Here is a 24,499-nt window from a genome sequence, read left to right on the forward strand (position 1 = left end):
GGTTAACAAGGGTTAAATGAGGCGGTCAGAATAGGTAATTGGCCACCTTTTCTACCCCGCCATTGGACAATAAACCCGGAGCCGGCCGCGGAAATACGTACTCCGCTCCCACATTCGCGACACGATTGCGTGGTCTTTTTTGATCGTTCCGGAGGTGGGGAAGTTTCTCCGGACGCTTAACGTCGCCTAAACGCCAGTCGGCTCAATTCAAGATCGCCGATGGACGTGACTTGGGTCGTGACTTGGGGTCATGGGTGGATGGTCGGGGCCGTTCCGAAATTGAGAGCAGACATGCGTGCTGACCTGGCTGAGATGCCCGGCGCGCGTCGTCATGCGCTTCGGCTCGCCCTGATCTCAGGCTTGGTGCCGTTGTCGCTGACGTTGGTTCAATGCGGCCAAGCTCCCAATCCGGCGGCGCTCGCCGCGAACTCGCAGGCCAATGTCCAGATCGTCGCGAAGACAAATCCGCACGGCTCCAGTCAACAAGTCGCAAGCGGCGACACGTTTGAGGATCGCTTCCCTGCCCCGCAGTTTAGGGAGCGCTTCCCGTCGGCGGACGAGAGTTTTCTGCAACGGCAGATGTCGGATTTCTCGCCCAAGCGCGCGGTGCAGCAACAGCCACCGGAGCAGGCGCCCTACAAGGTCGCTTCGCTCGCGCCGCAGATCCCCTACCAGCGTCCGGCGCGCGAAGACCTGACGACGCTCGTCAGCATGAAATCCTCGGCCTTCCCCTATTTCGGCAACAATCCGGCGTCCGACGCGCCCTTCCTCAACATCTCCAAGGGCGACCGCCGCGGCCACCGCAGCTATTCGGGGCGCGTGTTCTGGCAGGACGAGACCTACAACGACAGCCGCGTGCTGGTGCATGTCCCCGAGCATTTCGACGTGCGCAAGCCTGGCGTGATCGTGGTGTTCTTCCACGGCAACGGCGCAACGCTCGAGCGCGACGTGCGCGACCGCCAGCTGGTGCCGCAGCAGATCACTGATTCCGGCGCCAATGCCGTGCTGCTCGCGCCGCAGATGGCCGTCGATGCCGCAGACTCCAGCGCTGGAAAATTCTGGCAGCCCGGTGGCCTCAAGCGCTTCATGGAAGAGTCAGCCAGCCACCTCGCGCAGCTGACCGGCGATCCCAACAGCGCACGTGCCTTTGCCAACATGCCGATCGTGATCGTCGGCTATAGCGGCGGCTTCCTGCCGACCGCCTGGAGCCTCGAGGTCGGCGGCATCAGCGACCGCGTCCGTGGCGTCGTGCTGCTCGATGCGGTCTATGGCGAAATGGACAAGTTCGCGTCCTGGATCGAGAGCCATCGCTCGGGCTTCTTCGTCAGCTCCTATACTCACTACACCGCGCGGCGCGACCGCGAGTTGATGAGCATGTTGCGACAGAAGGGCATCGGTGTTTCCGAAGACATGGATGGACCCTTACGTCCCGGCAGTGTCGTGTTCGTCGAAACCGGCGACGGCATCACCCACCGCGACTACGTCAACCGCGCGTGGACGCAATACCCGCTCAAGGACGTGCTGGTGAAAATGTCCGCAACCCCGGCACTGGCGCTGACGCGCGTCGCAGCCACCAGCTCATCCGCATCAAGTCGTTAATCCGGATATAGCGCGCGCCGGCATTTCGACGCGCTGCGGGGCGTTGCCTTCAGGGCCATATTGAGCCGGATCAGCGACTAGCCATCCGGCCCTCGAACCTCAGCTCTTGAGCTTCAGCTTTTGGGCAGCTTCGGAATGCTCTCGGCAAAGCCGTTGAAGCAGGCCAGCCGCTCGTCCTCTTCTTTGAAAAACCGGCAATCGGCGTAGCCCTTGGCCTTCGCCGGCTTCGGCTTGGGCGTCGGCGGGATAATGGCGTCGTAGCAGTTGAGCCGGTCCTTGGTGCCGTCGTCGGTATCGAGACAGGCCTGAAGCCGAGCCGCGATCGATTGCGGCTTGCCCTTGGGCGCTGCAGCCGGCTTGGCGGCGGCCTCTTTGGCGCCGGCCTTAGTCCCCTTGGGCTTCACCTGCACCAGCGGCTTGTCCCCCACCATCGGTGGCTTGTCGGTCTGCGCAAACGCGGAGGCTGAATAGAGCACCGCGGCAACCGCCAGAATCATCCTCATTTCAGTCAACTCTCTTTGGTCCCCACGACGGGCGTTCTAGCGCTCTCCCGCGCGGTTTGCCAAGCGCCTTTGCACACAGGAAAGGTCGGCTTCAGCCTGGGGCGGCAGCAGCGGGCCGTGGCCGGCTCACAAGCACCAGCACCAGCGCCAGCACGACAAAGCCGACCGCCACGAAACCTGTGCTGTGCAGCAGTTCGCGGGCAAACAGCAGCCCCCCGACGGCCGAGCCAATGGCCTGGCCGATATAGAGGACTGACGTATTGAGCGCGACGGTTGCGGGCGCAAGCGGCGGCGCCGCCGCGACCAGCCGCACCTGCTGCATCGAGTTGGTCGAGGCAAAGCCGAGTCCCCAGATCGCCACCGCGATCGCCATCAGCACGAGGGTGCCCGCGCTCAGCGCCCACCCGGTGGTGCCCGCGAGTAACAGGCACGTGAACAGCAACGAGGTCCGATATGGCCCCCATGTGTCGACGATGCGGGTCGCCACCGCAACGCCGAGAAAACCGCACACCCCATAGATGCCGAACACCAGGCCGATCGCGTCCGGGCTCGCCTCGGTCAGCTTCTTGAGCAGCGGGCCCATGAAAGTAAACACTGCGAATTGTCCGGACATCTGCAGCATCGTGATCGCGAGCAGCAGCAGGATCGTCTTGTTGCGTCCGACCTCGCTCCAGGTTTTCAGGTCGACCGGCGTACCCTTCAAGCCGGCCGGCAGGCGCACCAGCAGCAACACGAAGCTGATGCAGCCGAGCGCGCCGATCTCGCCATAGGCGGCGCGCCAGCCATAGCGGCTGGCGATGAACGTGATCAGAGGAAGGCCGACGGCGGCAGCCAACGACCAGCCGAGGAAGATGTAGGCAATCGTGCTGCCACGCCGCTCCGCCGGCACGATCAGCGCCGCCGTACCGGCAGCCTGCGGCGTATAGAGCGCGCCGACGGCGAGCATCACGAGGCGGATGACAAGGAGGCTCATATAATCGGGTGCAAAGGCCGAGGCGACATTGCCAAAAGCGAGCACCGCGAGTGTGGTGGTAAGCAATATCCGCCGTTCGATGCGGCTGGTCAGCCACGCCGTCAGCGGTGAGCCGATGCACAACGTAATCGCACCAAAGGTGATGAGCAGCCCGGCCGCATGGATGCTGATCCCAAGCCCCGCGGACAATTCCGGCAGCATCCCCGCCGGCGCCAGCACCGAGCAACCGGTGACGAGATTGCCGAGCATCAGGGCGGTTGGCGTGAAACGGCCGGCGCGAGGATTTTCCATGCAAATGCATGTAGACCAGACCCGCGACCAGTGAAAGGGCATTGGCCGCAATAGTTGGAGCACCGCCCCGGCTTTTGCGCGCCACTTTCTTGGAATTGCCGGATTGCACAGGCCGAATCGCCTGATATATCGCTCGTTCCCGCTTACCTGCGCTCGTTCGCAGGAGTGAGCCTCAGGAGAAAAGCAATGACCGATGACCGCAAGTCCGAATCCGGCTTTCAATACTCCCTCAGCAATCTGAAGCCCGTGACCCCCGCCGCCAAAGTCACCCTCACCTTCCCCGACGGCGCCCAGCGCCAATATGACCAAAACATCACGGGTCTCGATATCGCCAAGGGCATATCGCCCTCGCTCGCCAAGCGCACCGTTGCGATGGCGCTCGACGGCGTGCTCACCGATCTCAACGATCCCATCGAGGCCGATGCAAAGATCGAGCTCGTCAACCGCGACGATCCGCGCGCGCTCGAACTGATCCGCCACGACTGCGCGCATGTTCTGGCCGAAGCCGTGCAATCGCTGTGGCCGGGCACCCAGGTCACCATCGGCCCGGTGATCGAGAACGGCTTCTACTACGACTTCTTCCGCAACGAGCCGTTCACGCCGGAAGACTTCGCCGCGATTGAGAAAAAGATGCGCGAGATCATCGCGCGCGACAAACCCTTCACGAAAGAGGTTTGGGACCGCGAAAAGACCAAACAGGTGTTCCGCGACAAGGGCGAAGCCTTCAAGGTCGAGCTGGTCGACGCCATTCCCGGCAACGAGCCGATCAAGATCTACTATCAGGGCGACTGGTTCGATCTCTGCCGCGGCCCGCACATGACCTCGACCGGCAAGGTCGGCAACGCCTTCAAACTGATGAAGGTGGCCGGGGCCTATTGGCGTGGCGATTCCAACAACCCGATGCTGACACGCATCTACGGCACGGCCTTCGCCAAACAGGAGGACCTCGACGCTTACCTCAAGCAGATCGAGGAAGCCGAGAAGCGCGACCATCGCAAGCTCGGACGCGAGCTCGACCTCTTCCACTTCCAGGAGGAAGGTCCAGGCGTCGTCTTCTGGCACCCGAAGGGCTGGACCATCTTCCAGCAGCTGATCGCCTATATGCGCCGCCGCCTGACCGGAGACTACAACGAGGTCAACGCGCCGCAGATCCTCGACAAGTCTCTGTGGGAGACCTCGGGCCATTGGGGCTGGTATCGCGAGAACATGTTCGCGGCACAGTCGGCCGGCGATGAGGCCGAGGACAAGCGCTGGTTTGCGCTCAAGCCGATGAACTGTCCCGGCCACGTCCAGATCTTCAAGCATGGCCTGAAGAGCTACCGCGACCTGCCGCTGCGTCTCGCCGAATTCGGCGTGGTGCATCGCTACGAGCCGTCCGGGGCCATGCACGGCCTGATGCGCGTGCGCGGCTTCACCCAGGACGACGCGCATGTCTTCTGCACCGAGGATCAGCTTGCTGACGAGTGCCTGAAGATCAACGATCTCATCCTGTCGACCTACGCCGATTTCGGCTTCACCGGCGATCTCACCGTGAAGCTCTCGACCCGGCCGGACAAGCGCGTCGGTACGGACGCGATGTGGGATCACGCCGAGCGCGTGATGGCGACCGTGCTGCGCGAGATCCAGTCGCAGAACAATCACATCAAGACCGAGATCAATCCGGGCGAAGGCGCCTTCTACGGGCCGAAGTTCGAATACGTGCTGCGCGACGCCATCGGCCGCGACTGGCAGTGCGGCACCACCCAGGTTGACTTCAACCTGCCGGAGCGGTTCGGTGCGTTCTACATCGACCATGACGGCGGCAAGAAACCGCCGGTGATGGTGCATCGCGCGATCTGCGGCTCGATGGAGCGCTATATCGGCATCTTGATCGAGCACTATGCCGGCAACTTCCCGCTCTGGCTCTCGCCGGTGCAGGCGGTGGTCACCACCATCACCTCCGAAGGCGACGAATACGCCAAGCAGGTGCTGGAGCAGGCGCGGCGCGCAGGGCTTCGGGTCGAGATCGACCTGCGCAACGAAAAGATCAACTACAAGGTCCGCGAGCATTCGCTGGCCAAAATCCCGGCGCTGCTCGTGGTCGGCAAGAAAGAGGCCGAAACGCATTCGGTCTCCATCCGCCGGCTCGGCAGCGACGGTCAGAAGGTGATGACGACCGCAGAGGCGATCGCCGCCCTGGTCGACGAGGCGACCCCGCCGGATGTCCGGCGGATGCGTGAGGCGGTCTGATCCCTGAAATCGATCTAAAGTCGCTTTCGGTTGCGGGCGTGCATGCTTATCTGGGCATGGCACGCCCGACGACCAGCCGAAGAGGTAACCGCAGTGCCCGACGCCATCGAACTCCTGAAGACCCGTCGCTCGATCAAGCCGCGCGAGATGACCGGCCCCGGTCCCTCGCTGGCCGAGCTCGAGACCATTTTGACCATCGGCGCACGGGTGCCCGATCATGGCAAGCTCGCGCCCTGGCGCTTCATCATTTTCGATGGCGATGCACGCCAGCGCGCCGGCGAGGTGATCGCCAAAGTCTTTGCCCGCAAGAATCCCGGCGCCCCCGCGGCCGATATCGAGACCGAGCGCAAGCGCCTCACCGATGCGCCGCTGGTGATCGGTGTCGTCAGCTTCACCAAGCCGCATCCCAAGGTGCCGGCGTGGGAGCAGGAATTGTCGGCAGGCGCGAGCGTCATGAACATCGTCACGGCCGCGACCGCGCTCGGCTATGGCGCCTGTTGGCTCACCGGCTGGTTCTCGTTCGATCGCGACGTGCTGGACGGGCTTGGCCTCAAGGCGGACGAAAAGCTCGCCGGCCTCGTCCACATCGGCACGCCGACCAGGCCAAGCGAGGATCGTCCGCGACCGGTCCTTTCTGAAATCGTGACACGTTTTTAGCCGACGTCTTGTTGACGCCTCGAACGTCTTGCGGCTTTGATCCCTCGCGCGAGGGAGGAAGCCCGGATGAAGCGTCGTGAATTCTTGGTCGGGGCCGCGCTGCTGGCGGGCTCGATGGCGCGGAGTCGCGCCGCCGACATCCCCGCCCCCTCCGCCGACGGGCTGCGACGCATCACTTCGTTCTTCGAAAACGAGATCACTGCCGGCCGTTTGCCAGGGGCCATCGTCCTGATCCAGCAGCACGGCAAGCCGGTCTATTTCAAGATGCTCGGCGTGCGCGATGTCAGGACGCGGCTGTCGATGACGCCGGACACGATCTTCGCCATCCATTCCATGACCAAGCCGATCACCAGCCTGGCTGCGATGATGCTGATCGACGAGGGGAAGCTCGCGCTCACTGATCCCGTGTCGAAATACATCCCCCTCTTCGCCGGCACCAAGGTGGGAATGGAGATCACCAAGCCCGACGGCTCGATGGCGCTCGAGCTGGTGCCGCCGATCCATCCAGTGACGATCCGGGATCTGATGCGGCACACCTCGGGCATCACCTACGACTATATCGGCGGCAAATGGGTCGAGCTTGCCTACAAGGCGGCCCACATCTTCGAGGGGCCCTTCAACAACAGGGAATTCGCCGACCGTATCGCCAAGCTGCCGCTGGCGCGCCAGCCGGGCACGCTGTGGCGCTACGGTCATTCCACCGACGTGCTCGGCAGCGTCATCGAAATCATCACCAGGCAGACGCTGTACGACGCCTTGAAGCAGCGCATCTTCGATCCGCTCGGCATGATCAATACCAAATTCGTGCTGACGACATCGGACGAGCGCGAGCGCATGGCACGGCCGCTGCCGACCGATCAGATCCTGCTCGATGCCGAGCGCGAGCGTCTCGACCATCCGGAATGGCAATCCGGCGGTGGCGGCCTGCTCTCGACCATCACCGACTATTACCGCTTCTCGCAAATGCTGCTCAGCGGCGGCGAGCTCGACGGCAAGCGCTATCTCAGCCCGGCCGCGTTCAAGGACATGACGACCGATCATATCGGTCCGGGTTCTGGCGTCGAGCGCGACTATTTCTATTTCCCCGGCGACGGCTTCGGCTATGGCTATGGCCTCGCTGTGCGCACCGACCCCGGCAATGCGAAACCACCGCCGCCGGGCTCGCTCGGCGAATTGAAATGGGACAGTGGCAGCGGCACCTATTTCGGCGTCGATCCCAAGCTCGACATGGTCTACCTCCTGATGCAGCAGACCCAGAACGAGCGCAGCCGCATCACGCCGGCGTTCAAGGCGCTGGTCTACGACTGCTTCCCCGAAGAGCTACGCCGCCCGTGAGGCGCGTCGGCCGAAATCGGCGAGCAGCTTTGCGATCTCGGCGGCAGGCCGCGCCGCGCTGAACAGAAAACCCTGCACCTCGTTGCAGCCTTCGGCGCGCAGCCAGTCGAGCTGATCCTCGGTCTCGACGCCTTCCGCGGTCGTGGTGATGTTGAGGCTGCGCCCAAGCCCGGAGATCGCACGCACGATCGCGCCGCAATCGGGCCGGTTTGCCAGATCCTTGACGAACGAGCGGTCGATCTTGATCTTGTCGAACGGGAAGCTACGGAGATAGCTCAGGCTGGAATAGCCGGTCCCGAAATCATCCATGGAAATGCTGACGCCGAGCTCGCGCAATTGATGCAGGATCGCGAGATTGGCGTCGGTCTCGGCCAGGAAGATCGACTCGGTGATTTCGAGCTCGAGCCGCTTCGGCGAAAGGCCGGATTGCGCCAGAGCCGAGATCACGACCTGAACCAGATTGCGGCTGCGGAATTGTGCCGGCGACAGATTGACCGCGACCTTGATGTCGGAGGGCCACTTCACCGCTTCGGCGCAGGCCTCACGCAGCACCCACTCGCCGAGCTGGGTGATGAGACCGATGTCTTCGGCAACCGGAATGAACTCGGCTGGCGAGATCATGCCCTTGTCGGGGTGGTGCCAGCGCAGCAGAGACTCGAATCCTGAGATGCGGTCCGATGCGATCGACACCAGGGGCTGGTAGTGCAGCTCGAACTCGCCATTGGCAAAGGCGCGGCGGAGGTCGACTTCCATGTCGCGGCGCTTCTGCGCCTGGAGGTCCATCTCGCGCTCGAAGAAATGATGCACGCCGCCGCCGTTGGACTTCGCCCGGTATAGCGCCATGTCGGCGTTGCGCATCAACTCCTCCGACGTCTCGCCGTCGCCCGGCGACAGCGCGATGCCGATGCTGGCGCCGATCACCATCTCCTGGCCGTCGATGTCATAGGGCGCTTTCAGCATGTCGATCAGCAGGGTCGCGCAAGCGCTGGCCTCGTTCGGCGAGACGTCTGCCGCCAGAATCACGGCGAACTCGTCGCCGCCGAGCCTTGCTGCGAGATTGGCGCCGCGCACGGCGGTGGTCAGACGTTCGGCCACCTCCTTGAGCAGGTGGTCACCCGAGGGATGCCCGAACGAGTCGTTGATGTTCTTGAACAGGTCGAGGTCGATATAGAGCACACCGACACGCTTGCCGCCGGCCTGGTCGAGCGCCTGCTTCAAGCGCTCCTGGAAATATTCGCGGTTCGGCAGATCGGTGAGCCCGTCATGGTGGGCCATGTGCGCGATCCGCGCCTCCGCCTTGCGCCGCTCGGTGATGTCGACCACCGCGACCAGATAGCCATCGCGATCGTCGAAGACGACGCGGCGGCCAAAGGTCAGCACTTCGATCTCGCTGCCGTCGGCGCGCAGATGCCGCCAGTTGCGAGAGGAATGATAGGTATCGCCGATGCGCTCGAGCGCCTCGGCATGGCTGTCCCATTCGTCCTCGGGCCAGATCTCGTGCAGCTTCATGCGCAGGAACGCGGCGCGGCTATAGCCGTAATGCTGGACCGCGGCATCGTTGACGCCAAGGAATTGCTTGGTGTCGGCGTCGAACACCCACATCGGCATTGGATTGTTGTCGAACAGCAGGCGGAACGAGGCGTCGCGGCGCTTCAGCGCGGTGACATCCGAGATCGCCAGCGAGACGACGTCGGCGAAGGCGGTGGCGCTCAAGCGGAGATAACGGCCATCGTGCTCAATCTCGAGCTGCTCGCCGCGGCCGCCGGAGACGGCCTTGAGCAGAAACGTCATGATCTCGGGCGAAGCCAGCAAGGTGCCGCCCTCACCGATCCGCCGCCACAGCAGACCTCCGGTCGTAATGTTCAGCAGCAGCCCGGCGCTCTTGTTGTGGTGCACGACCTGGAGATCGAACGGCACGCCGTTGGCATCGCGCAGGGCCGCCAGCGAGACGACCGCATCGTCGGTCGCGGAGAAGATCGCATCGAGCAGATTGTATTGCGCGCCGCGCTCGTTGACGTATGTACCGACCAGCGTCGCGCCCCAGCGCGAGGAGGTCGGCAGCGCCAGCAGATCGTAGGTCCTGACCATGCCGTCGCGCACGCAATGCGCGCTCGCCTGGTGCGGTTTGCCGTTTTTGAGCGCGTTCGCCACCGCTTCGGACAACGCGGTCGCGCAATCCGGCGACAGTTCCGCGACGGGAATGTCCCAGCGTTCCTCGCCGAGCCATTTTTGCACGTAACGTCCACTGCGCGAGAGTTCGAGCGCGCCGTCACTCTTGAGCAGCGCGATATGGTCGGCAAGCCGTCCGAGGCTGCCGAGCATCACGTCCTCATAGCGCGGCAGCCGTTCACCCGGCTTCAACGCAGCACGCCATTTGCGCTGAAGCACAGGAATGTCTTCAAACATTTCGGCGGCCGGCGTTCCCGACGCTCTTTTCGCGGCACTCATCGTAGTCCCCAACGCACTTTCCCTCCTCATCCAATGGGGCCCCCCTTAAGGGCGCGTAAAAAGGTCACAGCGCGGGTTCCATTTTAGTGATTATGACAGTTTTAAGTCGAGCGATGGTTAGTGGGCGTTAGAGACTATGACGGTTGCGTAAAATGCGATGCGTCGGAGTGTGGGGAGCACCAGTCGCGCCCGCTGGTGCATGGGCCCCGGCTCTGCAGCGCACCGCTGCGCGCTGCGCTGCGTCCGGGGCACGAGACCGTCGTTGAATGACTGACATGAGTTCGCATCCTCGCGGCGCATTTCACCCGAGTCTTGCTTCGTTGCCTCACCCTCAATTGAAAGAGGGCGCAGGGAAGGCCGGGTGCCGGCTGGCACCCGCGGTCCACTGTGCGATGGTTGCGCTACAAGACTCTGCACAGCGGCATACAGGTGAAGCCAGGACATCCGGCCTTCCCTGCGCAGTGGTTTGACGGCTTATGTCGCGCTCTCCCCGGGGAGCGATGCACTATTGCCCCCGTCGTCTCGCAGATGACTGATACGAGGCCCGGTTGAGCCACACGCATCACCACGAGTCTTGGCGCACAGACCCCGGGCGCCAGGACCACACGATTTCGCCGTACGCAGATCACACCGGTCGTGTGCGCGAGGTCTCCGCTCACGGTTGCCCGCCCTGCGAAGCCTTTCGCGCCGATGTGACCCACGTCCACCGCCGCCCGGCCCGCGTTCGTGACGATCGGGATACGCCCCTCTTCCTTGGGCCGGAGTGAGTGACACATACGCCATTTCCGAATTTCGGTAAAGTGGAATATTTTTGGTGAGCGGCATCGACCAAGGGATGGCGTGTTTTGCCGGTCGGGCAACACAAGGTCTTGTAGCTCGATGGGCAAAGCGACATCTGGGATTCTAACCACGAGCGGTCCCGGGTGTCGCTTCGTTCACCCAGGCTGCGGACCCGTACCGATCGAATCTAGTCCTCGCTCGCAGCCGCGGAACGGTTGCGCAAGTGGGCCTGCGACAACAGGAAGAACAGCGCGCGCTCGCCGTGATATTTGGCGGACGGCCGCGTGCGCTCGAAGCCGTCGGCAAATATCTTGCCGGACTGGTCGCAGACCTGCCACCGCCAACCGAACCGTTTGCGCCTCGTGAGGATCACTTCGAACATACCGACGAGCTTTGCCCCTGCTCCTTGCCGGTCTCGCAAAGCCACCAGGCCCTGCGCCGGCCTCCCCCATTGGACGGATGCCCGACATATAGCCCAGCAGGATGGAAAGCGAATGAAATTGATTATCGGAAATACGTATCTTGCACCGGTTATGACGACGTCGCATCGAGCCTGGAATAAGCCGATGTCGCCGGTGTTTACCGGTTCCGCGGCGCACCGTGCGCGCGAGCAAAACGGTATCCCGAGATAGATTCACCGTGCGCGAGATGAGAAGTCGCCGCGACCACGTCGGGCCCGACGTCGCGCCTTAGCGCGCGACGACTTCGACTTCGCCGTCGACGCCGTTCACGACGTTGAAGCCGCGCTCGTAGACCTTGCCCTCGTTCTTGGCGATGGCGCGGTATTCGCCCTCGGAGAGCACAACGCGGGGGAAGGCGCCGATCGATTCCTTGATCACGTCGCCGCCGGGCGTCAGCACCGACCAGGCGGTGTTGGCGAGCGCCTCGCCGCCCTTGTCGCTGACGAGCTTGAGCGTGATCACGGCGGCGCGGTGGGTGATGGTGACGTCGGTGAGCTTGCCGGCCTGGACGCGGATGTCCGAGCGCACCACCGAGTTGGCGTCGCCATAGTTGGAGATGATGTAGTAGGTGCCCTCCGGCAGCAGCACGACGTCGCCGGCGGCGACGTTCGGCACCAGCGAGGCGCGCTCGCCGGATTCGAACTGGCTGCCCTTGTAGATCGCGAACGAGATCTGGTTCAGCGGAATGCGGCTGGTGCCGACCCGGCCCTCGATGCGCAGGCCCCCGGCCGGCAGCAGGAAGGATTCGCGGTCGGTCTCGGCCTTCAGGCTGACGGTGCGCACCGCGCTGACGAGGCCGAAGGCGACGTGCACGACGTAATTGCCCGGCGGCAGCACGATGTTGGGCGTCGCGCTGCGATCCTCGCGGATCAGCTTGAAGGTGCCGTTCTCGTCGGGACGATCGGCAAACACCCGCCACACTAGGCCGCTGCTGATCGCAGGCGTGTCCTTGCCGTATTTGGCGCTCAGGGACAGCACGGCCTGTCCGAGCGCGGCCGCATTGAGGGGGGCCGCCGGCGGAACGCTCGTCACCGCGGGCGGCGGCATGGTGGGCGTGTTCGGCTGCGTCAGGGTCGGCGGCAGGCTCGGCGGGCCGGCGCCCGGACCGGAGGGCGGCGCCAGGCTGACGGCGCCGCCGGGATCCGGTACCGAAGCCGGGGGCACCGGCGGCGGCCGATCCAAGAAAAGCTGGGCCTGCGCAGCATTCCGGCCTGAAACAACGAGGCATGCGGCAAGGACGAGCACCGGCAGCAGCTTGCCGCCGCGCCGCCATCCGATGATGCCGTCACCCCCGAGAGTCATGCCCTTTGCTTTTCACCGAAAACGCGGCAAATTCAAGCCTCTGAAACCCCGGGAATTACGGCCCGAGCAGTTCTATGGAACCCGAATGACGCCTGCGTGATTACATCAGAGGCAACCGGCGCTCGCCATACTCCTGCCCCCTGCGTCCAGAACGCTATAAACCAAGCTTTGCCCTCTGTCTGGCGAAGCGGAAGCGCGGCGCCTACTCTGGAGTGAGGACGGCCCGGAGTTAGGAGAGTTTCGGAGATGTTGAGAGGTCGGAGCGTGAATGCCTCCAATGGCGAGAAAGTCGGGCTCGGCAGCATTCGCAAACCGGTCCTTGGCCTGGCGCTAGGCGGCGGTGCGGCGCGCGGTTTTGCCCATATCGGTATCATGAGGACGCTGCTGGCCAACGGGATCGTGCCCGATGTCGTGGTCGGCACCTCGATCGGCGCGGCCGTCGGCGGCGCCTATGCGGCCGACCGGCTCGACACGCTGGAAGACTGGGCGCGCAGCCTGCAAGGCGTGCGCAACATCCTCGGCTATCTCGACATCCGTCTCGACGGCTCGGGCCTGATCGGTGGCGAGAAACTCGCTAGCCGGCTCGAGAAGGCGATCGGCCAGACCATGATTGAGGACCTCCCGATGAAGTATGCCTCGGTCGCGACCGAGGTCCGCACCGGCCATGAGATCTGGCTCACGCGCGGCCGCCTGATCGAGGCGATACGTGCCTCCTATGCGCTGCCCGGCATCTTCTCGCCCGTGATGATCGGTGACCGCTGGCTGGTCGACGGCGCGCTGGTGAATCCGGTGCCGGTTTCGGCTGCGCGGGCGCTCGGGGCCGAAATCGTCATCGCCGTCAATCTGTCCACCGACGTCTTCACGCATTCGACGACGATCTATCAGCACGGTACGAGACCCGCGCCGGTTGCCCCAGTCACTGAGACGACTCCGGCCAAGCGGCGCTTTCCGCGCTTCTTCTCGCCGGAGAACACCGTCAAGCGCGAGTTCTTCGGCACCGCTGGTCGTCCCGGCATCTCCTCGGTGATGGTGGATGCCTTCAACATCATGCAGGACCGCATCACCCGCGCGCGGCTCGCCGGCGATCCGCCCGACCTTCTGATCACGCCGCGGGTCGGCCAGTACGGCTGGTTCGACTTCCATCGCGCCGAGGAGCTGATCGCGCACGGCACCCGCGCCGCCGAACGCGCGCTGGAGTCGATCCAGGAAACGATCGACGTGCTGGCGCCGGCGCCTGAAGGCGCCGCGCCCAAAGCGGTGGAGTAAGCTCGGCGCGTAAGGCGGCTCAGGCCGTCTTGATGTAGTCGCGCAGCGCTTCCTGCTCGGACTCGTATTCCTGGACCCGGCGCTTGACGATGTCGCCGATCGAGATCAGCCCGACCACCTTGTTGTTATCCAGCACAGGGAGGTGGCGGAACTTACCGGTGGTCATCATTTCCATGAGCTCGGCAACCGTGTCGGTCTCCTTGCAGGTGACGACCTTGCGGGTCATGACCTGAGCCACTGGCTCTTCGAGCACGCCCGCACCGCGCTCACCGAGCACGCGGACGATGTCGCGCTCCGACAGGATGCCCTCGAGCCGGCTCTCGTTCATCACCAGCACCGCGCCGATCTTCTTCTCGCCGAGCAACTTGACTGCGGCAGCCAGCTTCGCGTCGGGCTCGACGCTCATGATCTGGTGGCCCTTGGTATTGAGAATGGAACGTACCGTCATTGTCGCCTCCTGAATCGGATCCGTTCGCTTTGCGCGGCCCGGACTTGTTCGCGAGTCTTCAACTAACAGTTTCGGCGCCGGTTTCACCTTCAGGCGCTTTGCGAAGCGCAGCTTCTATGAGCTTGCTGCTTCGGAACATTCTTCTCGGGAATGATGGATGAATTCGGGCTACGCCGCAAGCGCCGCTTCAAATACCGTTTGAAATGTCCTGTGATGACGCATCCGCAGCATCATCGCTTCGCACACGCGGCACGGGATCGAACAGCGCGAACAGCAACAGCCCCGCGAAGAAGCCGCCGATATGCGCCTCCCAGGCCACGCCCGCGCTGTCGCTTTCGACGCCGATGGCGCCGACGCCGAAGATGACGTTGAGGGCGAACCACACGCCCAGGAAGCCGACGATGCGCCGGTCGCGCAGGGCCTGCAACAGCGGCAAAGCCGGAACCTTTGCGGCGGTATCGGCGTCCGAACGGCTGAACGACAGGAAGCTGCCGCGCACGAAGGCGAACCGGATCGCCGCCGCCATCGCGCCCGATACCGAGGCCGAGGCGCCGATCATCGGCACCACCGCGTGCTCGTGGGTGACGAGATGGGCGAGCGCGCCAGCGGCGGCCGTCACCGCCAGGAACACGAGGAAGCGCACCGCGCCAAACCGCCGCGCCAGCGCGCTGCCGAACGGCAGCAGCCACAGCACGTTGAAGGCGAGATGGGTGAGGTTGGCATGCAGCAGCGAATAGGTGACGAAGGTCCAGACCTTGGCACCGGCACCGCCCTCGAATTGCAAATTGACCAGTGAGGAATCGTAGCGCTTCGGGATGAAGCCGAAGACGTCGATGGTCCAGTTCTCCAGCTCGGGCGGCAGCAGCACCCGCAGATGGATCACCGCCAGCAGGACGACATAGGCCGTCAGCGGCAACGGCAGCGTCAGGATCGGCTCGCGCGGGGCCTCTTCGAGGACGACCGGTTGGTCTGGCGGTGGTTGTGGCGGGGAATCCAAGGGGGTTCGCTTTCAGGCGCGATCGAAGCAACAGCTTGGAGATAGTCGCCTTTACCGGCCTTGCGCAAGTGCACAAAAGGAAAAGGCAGGGCCCTGGGAAAGCCCTGCCTGTCCGTGTCGATCTTGCCGGCCCCTAAAGCGCGTGACCGCGCTTCAGGTTGTTATTTGAGCATGATCTTGCCGGAAAACCGCTACGCACTTTTCCGGATCATGCCGCAGAGGAACAAGGAGTATCCCCACCCCTCCCCGCGGCCAGTGACCAAACTGTTTGACGCCCGTGTACAGGCCTCGCCGAGAACCTGGAAGAAAGCGGCGAGGCTTGCGACCGCAATCACCATAGCAGCCGCCCCGCCGCGGCAAAGCGCATAGTTAATTTAACGTTAACGACGCAAAGGCAGCCCGCGCGAGGCCAAAAACGCCCACGCGGCATGGACGCTGCAATTCCCCTCCTGCACAACAACACAGGGATCTCAGGTGCACTGAAGCGGGACAGCTTTGTCCCACATGGTGCGGCCCCGGGGTAAGCGTCAGTCATGAAACATCCGTCGAGCCGCGCATTCTTCGCGTATTGGGACAAGAAGCGCGGCAGCGCGCGAGCGCCTGATCGGGCCGATATCGACCCGGCCGCCGTGCGCGAGCTGCTCGGCGACATCTTCGTCCTGTCCTGCGAGCCGAAGCTCGGCTTTCCCTTCCGCGTCGCCGGCACCCGCGTCTGTGCGCTCGCAGGCCTCGATCTCAAGGACGCGAGCTTCGCTGCGCTGTTCACGGAAGGTAGCCGCGGCGAGATCGAAGAGATCGCGACCATCGTCGCCGACGAAACGCTCGGCGCCATCGCCGGTGTCACCGCCACGCGCGCGAATGGCACCAAGGCACATCTCGAGCTGCTGCTGCTGCCCTTCAACGCTCGCCCGCACACGCCGGTGAGCGTGACCGGCGTGCTTGCGCCGTTCGACGACGAATGCGGCGCGCTTTCCGCCTTCACCGTCACCTCCTGGCGCTATCTGCATCAGCCGGAGAAGCTGCTGCCGCGGGCGATCCGCAAGCTGCAGATCGCACGCGGGTTGATGGTGTATGAGGGGCTGAGGTAGAGCAACGTTCGTGCCGTGCGCGCAGCGCGTGCAAAACGGCCCCGACCATCATCTCTGAATCAGATGGCGATCAGACACGCCGGCCTGCAGTCTTGCGATCCATCAACGGAACCTTACCCACTTCGATACGTTTGCTCGTTTGCCGGGCGAGTATCTGCACGGCAACGCGGCTCGGCCGCAGACGATGCGTTCCTAGCCGCTTCCGTCGAGGGACGATTACCCGTGATGGAGCACGTGACCAGAGTTGGTAATCGCCTGTTAGCTGCGTTACCGTCGGCCGACTTCGCTTTGCTTGCACCGCATTTGCGGAAGGTACCGCTCCAGCACGACGCAGTCCTGGTTCGATCGGGAGACCGGATCGATCACCTCTACTTCCCCTGCAGCGCCGCAATCGCCCTCATCATGGAGCTGCCGAACGGACAGACGGCCGCAACCGCCGTGATCGGCAACGACGGCGCCGTCGGACTCATGACGGCGCTCGGCCCCCTCCGCTCACCCATGACGGCGGTCGTCCGCGTCGCCGGCACCGCGTTGCAAATCTCGCCCGCGCGATTTCAAACTGCGCTCAAGCGCAGTCCCGCTCTCAGAAGTCTGGTTCAGGTTCTCGCCAGGGCGCTAATGACACAAATCCAGCACGTCGCGGCCTGCAATGCGCTGCACTCCGTCGAAGCCCGCTTGGCCCGCTGGCTGCTTCACATTCACGATCGGACGGGCGGCGGTGACGTTCTGCCCTTGACGCAAGAGACGCTATCGGAATTGCTCGGCGTCCGGCGTACCACGGTCACGCACGTCGTGGGCGCACTTCGAACGTCAAGGGCCCTGAAATCCAGTGGGCGCGGTCAACTCGAGATCGACAGGCGGCGACTCGAGGTCGTCGCATGCGAGTGCTACAAGGTGATGAGCCGCAGGATCGATCGGATCGTTTCGCAGGATGCCTTGAGGCTCCTTCACGCCGCGCCAGCGCCGAACGACTCCCTACCCCCGTGCTTCCCGTTCGCCAAGGCCGACTCGTAGACCCAGGCCTCTTTGGCGAACCACTCGTGCGTCGCCGCGCACTTCCTGCAATATGTCCGCGAAAAGAACACTGCACTGCATCGAAACCTATCGCGATCCATCTCGATGCCCGTCGGAATGACGCTTCCCGTTTCCGGGCACTTGATCATCACCATACCCATCTTGATTTCCTCCAGCTTGGCATCACCTCACGGCGAGGGATGGCCGCCATCGGCTGGATGGCGTCTCTTCTGGCGAAGACGCTCATCCAGCCGATCGAGGCGGTCCGTTGCTTTCAAGCAGTCCTGTGCAAAACCCGGTTGAAGCTCTTTTTGATCGGCTCGGTCGTCTCGATCGCGGCCTTTTAGGCCAGGTCCCAAAGCTCCCGGTTTTGGGCGGAAGCCGCTTCAAAGGTCTTGCGGCCGTGGGCGGTGGAGAGGTTCACGAGATCCGCAAACGATCTCGCATCCGCAAGCTCGGAGAGGAAGTCTAGCGCTGAGGTGGTCCTAGTGTTGGATATTTCGATGACCTTGGTGCCGTAATCGGCGGCATGCTTGGCATTGGTCGAACAGGCGTCGTAGAGAGCGCCGGTGACTTCCTCGGAAGTCGCCTTCATCTGCTCGAAATTTACCTTGGCCCGCGCGGCGGCCGGCTCGGCGAGATTGCCGAAGATCGTCTGGATGTTGAAAAAGGGTACGTCGAATTGGAGCCTTGCGCTTCCGTTGGCCATTCCATTCAGCGGAGCGGCATTCGTTTCGGCTTTCACATTGGCATCACTCACGGGCTTTCATCCTTTCAAGCGAAACTAGATAATGGATTGAAGACTCCCCGACGCGTCCTGGTGCTTGCTGCACCGGGACACCAGTGCCCCTACTTTCACGTTGGTGGGATGCCGCTGCGGCTGTACCGCTCTCGCCCCCTGCCGGAGCCAACTATGGCCAACGACAATCGAAGCTTCGGTTCGCTTTCGGACTCTTGACTTGATTTAATTCGAATCATGCGATGACGCGGCGCAGACCGCATCCCGCCTCTTTAAAGTTGCTGCAATCGTATGCGCCAACTTGAGATCAGTGCCGGCGTTGGCGCCGGACATCGCCTGCACCGGCGATCTGCCGCAAAGATATTTTTGGCTGCGTACATCAGCGCGGCGGAATAAATTGCGTTGTTGAAACGGAACATTCGAGATGAGCAAGCCGCATTGGCGTCGCGCGCACGCAACCGACCTTGAGGCGATCAGCGCGATCGGGGCGCGAATTCATCCCGATCTCCCCGAGCGCCCCGAAGTGCTTTCGGAGAAGCTGCGGCTCTATCCGGACGGCTGCTGCGTGCTCGCTGCAGCCAACGAGATCGCAGGCTACGGCCTCGCGCATCCCTGGATGCAGCAACAGATTCCGCCGCTTGACGGGTTTCTCGACCGATTGCCCGATGCTGCCGATTGTCTCTACGTGCACGATGTCGCCGTGCTGCCCGAGTTCCGCGGCGGCATGGCGCGCGCTTATGTCGCAGAGGTCGAAGAGCTCGCGCGATCATCAGACATCACAACGCTTGCGCTGGTCTCGGTCTACGGCACGCGACCGCTGTGGGAGCGTCTCGGCTTCCAAGGCGTCGCATCGGATGCGGCGCTGCGCGACAAGCTCTCGTGCTATGGCGCGAGCGCGACCTACATGCTGCGCGGGCTCGGCAAATAGCCGGCCTTCCCTGCGCGCAGCCTCACGCAGGCGTGAAGCCTATCCTCGAACCGGTTTCGACCAGCCTCCGTCGAAGAATTGCGCGAGCCGTTCCGGTCTCGCCGAACTGAGGCTGGAGAGCTCGCATGAAACTGACATTGCCCAAAGCGGCTTTGATTGCATTTGTTGCCACGACCGCGTTCACCGCCACCAGCGCCAACGCTCTGCAATTCCGTACCTATACTTGCGATGTCGCCTTTTTCGGAGGCTGCGACATCCGCATCGAACAGCCGCAAACCGCAGTGCGTCGCGTCGTCAATCGGGACACGTCGCCAACCTACATGAAGCAGTCCGACTCTCGCTACAACTCCGCCATGGGATATGCCGGCGGTAGTGGTGGCGGAGGAGGTGGCGGCGGAGGCGGAGGTGGCGGCGGCCGCTGAGCTCACAGCTGACTTTTCAGATGATGCCGCCGGTGCAATCCGGCGGCATCTTCGCGGTCTGCGCTGACGGTCGCGGCAGTTCAGCTGCGGCGCTTCTTCTTGCCCTTCTTCGCGGAAGCGCCCGGCCATTCGGTGACCGACGGCGCATATTTGGCGTCACCGGATTTGTCTCCGAATTTCTTCTTCCCGAACGCCGGCTTGCCGAATTTCCCGTCGTCGTGAGGTTTGGCGTGCGGCTTGCCCTGGTGTTTGGCTTCTTGCTTTCCCCGCGGCGTGTCGTGCTGCTTCGGTCCGGTCGCGTTCCAGGGATTGTCGCGGCGGCGGACAACATGATCGTCGTCAGCTTCATCGCGCTGCGGAGCGCGTGCGCGCTTCTCCGCCGGCGCCTGCTCTTGCGGCGCGCCCGTCATCGGCTCGATGCGGATGCTGTCTTCCTTGTCCGGACGCTTGACCTTGGCGGCGAAAGACTCCGCCACCCGCTCGGAAATCTCGAACTCGGTGGTGGTGTCCATGACCTTGATCGCGCCGATGTCGCGCTTGTCGATGCCGCCGCGGCGGCAGATCATCGGCAAGAGCCAGCGCGCCTCCGCATTCTTGCGGCGGCCGATGGCGGCCCGGAACCAGACGGTGGGCTCCGCCATGACGTGCTTCGGCGATGATTTGCCCGATTTGGCACGAGGTCGCTCAGAGCGGTCGTCGCCACGCGGTGCGCGATCGTCGCGGTGACGATCGTCACGCGGCCGGCTGCTTCGCTCGCCGGGATCGATGATGTCTTCCGGCGACGGCAGCCGCGCGCGATAGAGCCGCGCCAGCGCCGCGGCGATATCCTCGGCCGAGCGCTCGGCCAACAAGGCCTGCGCCAGCACCAGATCGTCGGCGGTCGTCTCCTCGGTAAACAACACGTCCTTCATGCGCTCATGATCGAGCTTGCGGATTTCATCCGCCTGCGGCGCCGTGCCCCAGTTCGCCTCGATGCCGGACAAATTCAGCAGCACCTCCGCACGCCGCCGTCGTACCGGCGGCACCAGCAGGACGCTTGTGCCCTTTCGGCCCGCACGTCCGGTGCGCCCGGAGCGGTGCTGCATGACCTCCGGGTCGTTCGGCAAGTCCGCATGAATGACGAGGTCGAGGCTCGGCAGGTCGATGCCGCGCGCGGCGACGTCGGTCGCCACGCAGACACGGGACCGTCCGTCCCGCAACGACTGAAGCGCCGTGGTGCGCTCGTTCTGGGTCAATTCGCCTGACAGAGCGACCACGGAAAAACCACGCTCCAGCAACGCCGCCTGCAAATGCCTGACGGCATCTCGCGTGTTGCAGAACACCAGTGCGCTTGGCGCTTCGAAGTAGCGCAGGACGTTGACGACGGCGTGCTCGACATCGCCGGGGGCGACCCGGATAGCGCGGTACTCGATGTCGGCGTGACCGCCTTCGTCGCCCGCGACCTCGATCCGAAACGCCTGCTGCTGATACTGCTTCGCCAGCGCCACGATGCCGCGCGGAAACGTCGCCGAGAACAACAAGGTGCGCCGCGTGTCCGGGGTGGTCTTGAGGATGAACTCCATGTCCTCGCGAAAGCCGAGATTGAGCATCTCGTCGGCCTCGTCGAGCACGACGACCTTCAATTCCGAGATGTCGAGGCGGTTGCGCCGCAGATGGTCGCACAAGCGGCCGGGCGTGCCGACGACGATGTGGGCTCCGGCTGCCAGCTCGCGCTGCTCGCGGCGCGGGTCCATGCCGCCGACGCAGGAGACGACGCGCGCTTGCGCATGCTCATAGAGCCAGGTGAGCTCGCGCTGGACCTGCAAGGCAAGCTCGCGGGTCGGCGCGACGATCAGGGCCAGAGGTGCTGCGGCCCGTTCGAACTGCTCGGCACCATCGAGCAGATCCTTGGCCATGGCCAATCCGTAAGCGACGGTCTTGCCCGAGCCGGTCTGGGCCGACACCAGCAGGTCGCGGTCGACGGCATCCTCGCCGAGGACGGCAAGTTGAACCGGGGTCGGCGAATCGTAATTGCGCTCAGCCAAGGCACGGGCGAGCGGCGGGGTCAGGGCCGGAAAGGACACGGGATGAAAAACCTTGGTTGGTCCGGGGGCGCGGAACGGAAAGCCGAGGGGCCCGACGCTGCAGTCACTGCAGAAGGCCCGGTCACACCCATGATGATTTTGATTTGGACGCTCTTTACGCCAGAAGCAGCCAAATCACCATGGCTTTGATGCATGGCATTGGCGACAGGGTGAACAGGCCCGGGATGCTCAGACCGGCGCTTTTCTGCGTGCTTTGACGCCTCCAGCACGCTTTTGGGCCCGGAACGGCGGACTTTTGCGGTCATCTCGCCTAAATTGTGCGCGATTGGGTGTGCCAGGGATGCATGCATGACCTCGTCAGGCCAACGTCATTGCGGCGACTGCACGCTTTGCTGCAAGGTGATGGCGATCGAGGCGCTCGCCAAGCCGGCGGGCACCTGGTGCACGCATTGCAAGCCCGGCCGCGGTTGCGCGATCTACGCCAATCGGCCTGCCGCGAAAGTGGTGGCGCGACGGTGGTGAAGGAGAGCGGGATCTGACGCATTCAAACCTTGTCAGGCCCGGCGCTCGATCCCAAATCGCTTCTCGACGGGATCAACGCGACAGGGACGACACATGACCGACAGCATATCGCTGGCCGACAAGCTATCGACCTTCCACGACCACTGGTCGCCGCGCACGGTCACGACCTTCAACGATTGCGACGTGATGGTGGTGAAGGTGAAGGGCGAATTCACCTGGCACAAGCACGACGACACTGACGATTTCTTTCTGGTCCTGAAGGGCCAGCTGGACATCGAATTGCGGGACCGCACGGTGACGCTCGGGCCGGGCGAGCTCTATGTCGTGCCGAAAGGTGTCGAGCATCGCCCGGTGGCGCGCGAGGAGGTTCATCTGCTGCTCATTGAGCCGACGGGCACGCCGAACACAGGCGACAAGGCCACCGCCGCAGCGCGCAAACTCGCATAGAGGGTGCGATTCTAATCCCTTGACGTCACGAGCCTGCTGAAGCTGCCAGCCAGCCTTGCTCTGAGCCGCAAGACACAGTCTTTCGCCGCGTGGCTCAAGGCGCGGATGGCGCGCCAGGCTTCGGTGGCCTGCAGCCATGCCTTCATCTCGCTGAACTTCCCGTAGCCCCACGCGAACGCCGGAATCCGCATCAGCTTGTCCCGCGTGAGGTGGAACAGGCGCTCGACAAGCACGAGCTTGAGCAACTCGCAACCGACAAACGCCGCCACACCGCTCAGGAACTGACCGGTTGCGACGAGGTAGGCCGCCAATGGCTTGATCGGCTCCAGGATGATCACCGGCACGGAAAACAGCGCGAGCGAGGGATAAGGCGGCAGCGATTTGATCCAGGCGCGCAGCCGCTTGAAGTCGAAATTCCGCGTAAGCCAGCGCGAGATTGGCATCGCCACGGCCATGAACACCGCATCCACCAGGAAGTAGATGGCGGCCAGGACGTAGGTGATGGGTTTCAGGATTCGCTTCACAATAACTCTCCAGTGAACTGAAAGCCGGAACTGGGGCTTAAGTTTCACCACGACGTGAATAAGTCGAGGATTCCCTGGGGAACTTTTTGGGCGTTCGCCCCGGGCTTTGTCTGTTCGTCCCTCACTCGACCAGCTCCGGCCACGGCACGATGGTCGACTTCACCGTCTTCATCGCCATCGCGTCCTTCACCGCCTGTGCCACGCCCGCTTCCGTGAACGGATAGATCGTCTGCATCTTCAGCCAGGGATATTTGTCGCGGGTGCGGTAGAGCATGTCGACGCCGAGCGGCAGATCGTTGCCGGTAAAGCCCCAGGAGCCCAGCACATTGAGGTCCTTGGTGCAGATGCGGTGCCAGGAGGTCTCGATCGAGCCCGCGTCGGTGAACTGGCCCATCTCGACATAGGCACCGCCGTCGCGGAGCATCTCGATGCCTTCGGGGCCCGCGGTCGGATGGCCCGAGCAATCCATCACCAGATCGGCGCCAAAGTGGCCTACGATCTCGCGGACGCGCGCGATACGATCTTGCGGCGATGTGATCTCCTCGATGTTCACGGTCGCTTCCGCGCCGAACTCTCGCGCGAGCTTGAGACGCGGCTCCTCGGGCGCGCCGACGCAGATCACACGCCCTGCCCCCATCTCCTTTGCGGCCGCGACCGCCAGAATGCCGATCGGGCCCGAGCCCTGGATCACCACCGTGTCGGCCCAGCTGAAGCCGCCGGCGCGGGTCGCACGGTTGAACGCGCGGATGCAGGAGGTCAGCGGCTCCGACAGCGCGCCAAGGCGCAGCGACATGTCGTCGGGCAGCTTGTAGATCTTGGTGCCCGGCAACATGTCGAGATCGACATAGACAGATTCGGCCCAGCCGCCCCACATGTGCGGCGCCTTGTCGAAGCCGAGGTAGCGGCCGTAATAGACCGGCGTCAGGCATTTGTTGGCGGTCTGCGGATAATGAATGCAGTAATAGCAGCGGCCGCACGGCATCAGCGGCGGGATCATCACCTTTGATCCTACCTTGAGCGGCTTGCTCATGAAATCCTCGGTGAATTCATCGCCGCATTCGACGATGACACCGCCGATCTCATGGCCAAGCGTGAACGGCCAGGGCAGCGGCTTCGGCCAATGGCCTTTCAGGATATGCAGATCGGTGCCGCAGACGCCGCACGCACCGATCTTGATCAGCGCACCCTTGCGGCCGACCTTTGGCCACGGCACGGTCTTGATCAAGGGCTCGGAGCCCGGCCCTGCGTGGGTGCAGACGCGGATCTGTTCCATGGCTGTTTCCTCGCGGCCCGTCTGTATTGATTGTTGGGTGCGGGCGTGACACGAAGCGTATGTGAGATGCGCAGTCGTGCCAAGCGAGCAGTCTCGTAGCCTGCGTATAGCAAAGCAGAATGCGGAATGGCGATTGCCGCGTTCACCGTCGTCATCCCCGCGCAAGCGCGCGCACCTCAGGATGACGGCGGAGCTTGCGGTGGCAGCGCGGCTGCCCGACGCACACCCA

The 24,499-nt window shown here is 63.7% G+C and carries 23 protein-coding genes; 12 read left to right on the forward strand and 11 right to left on the reverse strand.

The features are described 5' to 3' along the window. Positions 1-291: 291 nt before the first annotated feature. Positions 292-1,599, forward strand: coding sequence for an alpha/beta hydrolase (locus ACP2YP_RS25405; RefSeq protein ID WP_426419019.1), 1,308 nt, complete (start codon positions 292-294; stop codon positions 1,597-1,599). Between the two features lie 113 nt (positions 1,600-1,712). Here the strand turns inward: ACP2YP_RS25405 and ACP2YP_RS25410 are convergent, their stop codons facing one another. Beyond that, complete coding sequence (locus ACP2YP_RS25410; RefSeq protein ID WP_426419020.1) at positions 1,713-2,102, reverse strand: hypothetical protein; 390 nt, start codon at positions 2,100-2,102, stop codon at positions 1,713-1,715. A 91-nt stretch (positions 2,103-2,193) separates the two neighbouring features. Beyond that, complete coding sequence (locus tag ACP2YP_RS25415) at positions 2,194-3,366, reverse strand: MFS transporter (protein WP_426419021.1); 1,173 nt, start codon at positions 3,364-3,366, stop codon at positions 2,194-2,196. A gap of 186 nt (positions 3,367-3,552) precedes the next feature. On the opposite strand from ACP2YP_RS25415, the gene thrS reads away from it, so the two are divergent. The 3 genes from thrS (at position 3,553) to ACP2YP_RS25430 (ending at position 7,587) form a co-directional block, all read left to right on the forward strand. Continuing rightward, positions 3,553-5,595 (forward strand): threonine--tRNA ligase, encoded by a 2,043-nt coding sequence (gene thrS, locus ACP2YP_RS25420; protein ID WP_426419022.1) that lies wholly within the window; start codon positions 3,553-3,555, stop codon positions 5,593-5,595. Positions 5,596-5,688: 93 nt separating this feature from the next. After that, a complete protein-coding gene (locus ACP2YP_RS25425; protein WP_426419023.1) occupies positions 5,689-6,252 on the forward strand; it encodes a nitroreductase family protein in 564 nt (187 codons plus the stop codon). A gap of 66 nt (positions 6,253-6,318) precedes the next feature. After that, positions 6,319-7,587 (forward strand): serine hydrolase domain-containing protein, encoded by a 1,269-nt coding sequence (locus ACP2YP_RS25430; protein ID WP_426419024.1) that lies wholly within the window; start codon positions 6,319-6,321, stop codon positions 7,585-7,587. On the opposite strand, the gene ACP2YP_RS25435 is transcribed toward ACP2YP_RS25430, so the two are convergent. The 3 genes from ACP2YP_RS25435 to ACP2YP_RS25445 all read right to left on the reverse strand — a co-directional run bounded on the left by ACP2YP_RS25435 (position 7,573) and on the right by ACP2YP_RS25445 (position 12,578). Next, positions 7,573-10,035, reverse strand: coding sequence for a putative bifunctional diguanylate cyclase/phosphodiesterase (locus tag ACP2YP_RS25435; RefSeq protein WP_426419025.1), 2,463 nt, complete (start codon positions 10,033-10,035; stop codon positions 7,573-7,575). The two genes, ACP2YP_RS25430 and ACP2YP_RS25435, sit on opposite strands and share 15 nt — an antisense overlap. Before the next feature lie 967 nt (positions 10,036-11,002). After that, positions 11,003-11,197, reverse strand: coding sequence for a hypothetical protein (locus tag ACP2YP_RS25440; protein WP_426419026.1), 195 nt, complete (start codon positions 11,195-11,197; stop codon positions 11,003-11,005). A 307-nt stretch (positions 11,198-11,504) separates the two neighbouring features. After that, the gene (locus ACP2YP_RS25445; RefSeq protein WP_426419027.1) at positions 11,505-12,578 is read right to left on the reverse strand and encodes a hypothetical protein; all 1,074 of its coding nucleotides are present in this window, start codon (positions 12,576-12,578) and stop codon (positions 11,505-11,507) included. Between the two features lie 246 nt (positions 12,579-12,824). On the opposite strand from ACP2YP_RS25445, the gene ACP2YP_RS25450 reads away from it, so the two are divergent. Continuing rightward, entirely contained in the window at positions 12,825-13,844 is a 1,020-nt protein-coding gene (locus ACP2YP_RS25450; protein WP_426419028.1) for a patatin-like phospholipase family protein, read from the forward strand. 19 nt (positions 13,845-13,863) lie between these two features. Here the strand turns inward: ACP2YP_RS25450 and ACP2YP_RS25455 are convergent, their stop codons facing one another. Both ACP2YP_RS25455 and ACP2YP_RS25460 read right to left on the reverse strand, forming a co-directional pair. Beyond that, the gene (locus ACP2YP_RS25455; RefSeq protein ID WP_426419029.1) at positions 13,864-14,292 is read right to left on the reverse strand and encodes a CBS domain-containing protein; all 429 of its coding nucleotides are present in this window, start codon (positions 14,290-14,292) and stop codon (positions 13,864-13,866) included. A gap of 187 nt (positions 14,293-14,479) precedes the next feature. Next, positions 14,480-15,289, reverse strand: a complete 810-nt coding sequence (locus ACP2YP_RS25460) for a rhomboid family intramembrane serine protease (protein WP_426419030.1) — start codon at positions 15,287-15,289, stop codon at positions 14,480-14,482. Between the two features lie 533 nt (positions 15,290-15,822). Here ACP2YP_RS25460 and ACP2YP_RS25465 point away from each other — a divergent pair. The 3 genes from ACP2YP_RS25465 (at position 15,823) to ACP2YP_RS25475 (ending at position 17,738) form a co-directional block, all read left to right on the forward strand. Next, positions 15,823-16,377: a PAS domain-containing protein gene (locus ACP2YP_RS25465; protein ID WP_426419031.1), complete on the forward strand. Its 555-nt coding sequence runs from the start codon at positions 15,823-15,825 to the stop codon at positions 16,375-16,377. A 222-nt stretch (positions 16,378-16,599) separates the two neighbouring features. After that, positions 16,600-17,391, forward strand: a complete 792-nt coding sequence (locus tag ACP2YP_RS25470; RefSeq protein ID WP_426419032.1) for a Crp/Fnr family transcriptional regulator — start codon at positions 16,600-16,602, stop codon at positions 17,389-17,391. Between the two features lie 200 nt (positions 17,392-17,591). Continuing rightward, positions 17,592-17,738, forward strand: coding sequence for a hypothetical protein (locus tag ACP2YP_RS25475; protein ID WP_426419033.1), 147 nt, complete (start codon positions 17,592-17,594; stop codon positions 17,736-17,738). On the opposite strand, the gene ACP2YP_RS25480 is transcribed toward ACP2YP_RS25475, so the two are convergent. Then, positions 17,735-18,151, reverse strand: a complete 417-nt coding sequence (locus ACP2YP_RS25480; RefSeq protein ID WP_426419034.1) for a phasin — start codon at positions 18,149-18,151, stop codon at positions 17,735-17,737. The genes ACP2YP_RS25475 and ACP2YP_RS25480 overlap by 4 nt on opposite strands. A 403-nt stretch (positions 18,152-18,554) precedes the next feature. Here ACP2YP_RS25480 and ACP2YP_RS25485 point away from each other — a divergent pair, with 403 nt between their 5' ends. Continuing rightward, on the forward strand, positions 18,555-19,058 hold the full coding sequence (locus ACP2YP_RS25485; RefSeq protein ID WP_426419035.1) for a GNAT family N-acetyltransferase: 504 nt from the start codon (positions 18,555-18,557) through the stop codon (positions 19,056-19,058). A 125-nt stretch (positions 19,059-19,183) separates the two neighbouring features. Beyond that, entirely contained in the window at positions 19,184-19,480 is a 297-nt protein-coding gene (locus ACP2YP_RS25490) for a hypothetical protein (protein ID WP_426419036.1), read from the forward strand. An 80-nt stretch (positions 19,481-19,560) separates the two neighbouring features. Here ACP2YP_RS25490 and ACP2YP_RS25495 read toward each other — a convergent pair whose 3' ends face one another. Continuing rightward, positions 19,561-21,543, reverse strand: a complete 1,983-nt coding sequence (locus tag ACP2YP_RS25495; protein WP_426419037.1) for a DEAD/DEAH box helicase — start codon at positions 21,541-21,543, stop codon at positions 19,561-19,563. 309 nt (positions 21,544-21,852) lie between these two features. On the opposite strand from ACP2YP_RS25495, the gene ACP2YP_RS25500 reads away from it, so the two are divergent. Further along, complete coding sequence (locus ACP2YP_RS25500; protein WP_426419038.1) at positions 21,853-22,026, forward strand: hypothetical protein; 174 nt, start codon at positions 21,853-21,855, stop codon at positions 22,024-22,026. 93 nt (positions 22,027-22,119) lie between these two features. Next, positions 22,120-22,473 carry a cupin domain-containing protein gene (locus ACP2YP_RS25505; RefSeq protein ID WP_426419039.1) on the forward strand — a complete coding sequence of 118 codons (354 nt, stop codon included), beginning with the start codon at positions 22,120-22,122 and terminating at the stop codon, positions 22,471-22,473. Positions 22,474-22,484: 11 nt separating this feature from the next. Here the strand turns inward: ACP2YP_RS25505 and ACP2YP_RS25510 are convergent, their stop codons facing one another. Further along, on the reverse strand, positions 22,485-22,997 hold the full coding sequence (locus ACP2YP_RS25510) for a hypothetical protein (RefSeq protein WP_426419040.1): 513 nt from the start codon (positions 22,995-22,997) through the stop codon (positions 22,485-22,487). A 121-nt stretch (positions 22,998-23,118) separates the two neighbouring features. Continuing rightward, positions 23,119-24,270, reverse strand: a complete 1,152-nt coding sequence (locus tag ACP2YP_RS25515) for a zinc-binding dehydrogenase (protein WP_426419041.1) — start codon at positions 24,268-24,270, stop codon at positions 23,119-23,121. Between the last annotated feature and the right edge of the window lie 229 nt (positions 24,271-24,499).

Origin of the sequence: Bradyrhizobium genosp. A (assembly GCF_049949275.1) — a bacterium.
Taxonomy (GTDB): domain Bacteria; phylum Pseudomonadota; class Alphaproteobacteria; order Rhizobiales; family Xanthobacteraceae; genus Bradyrhizobium.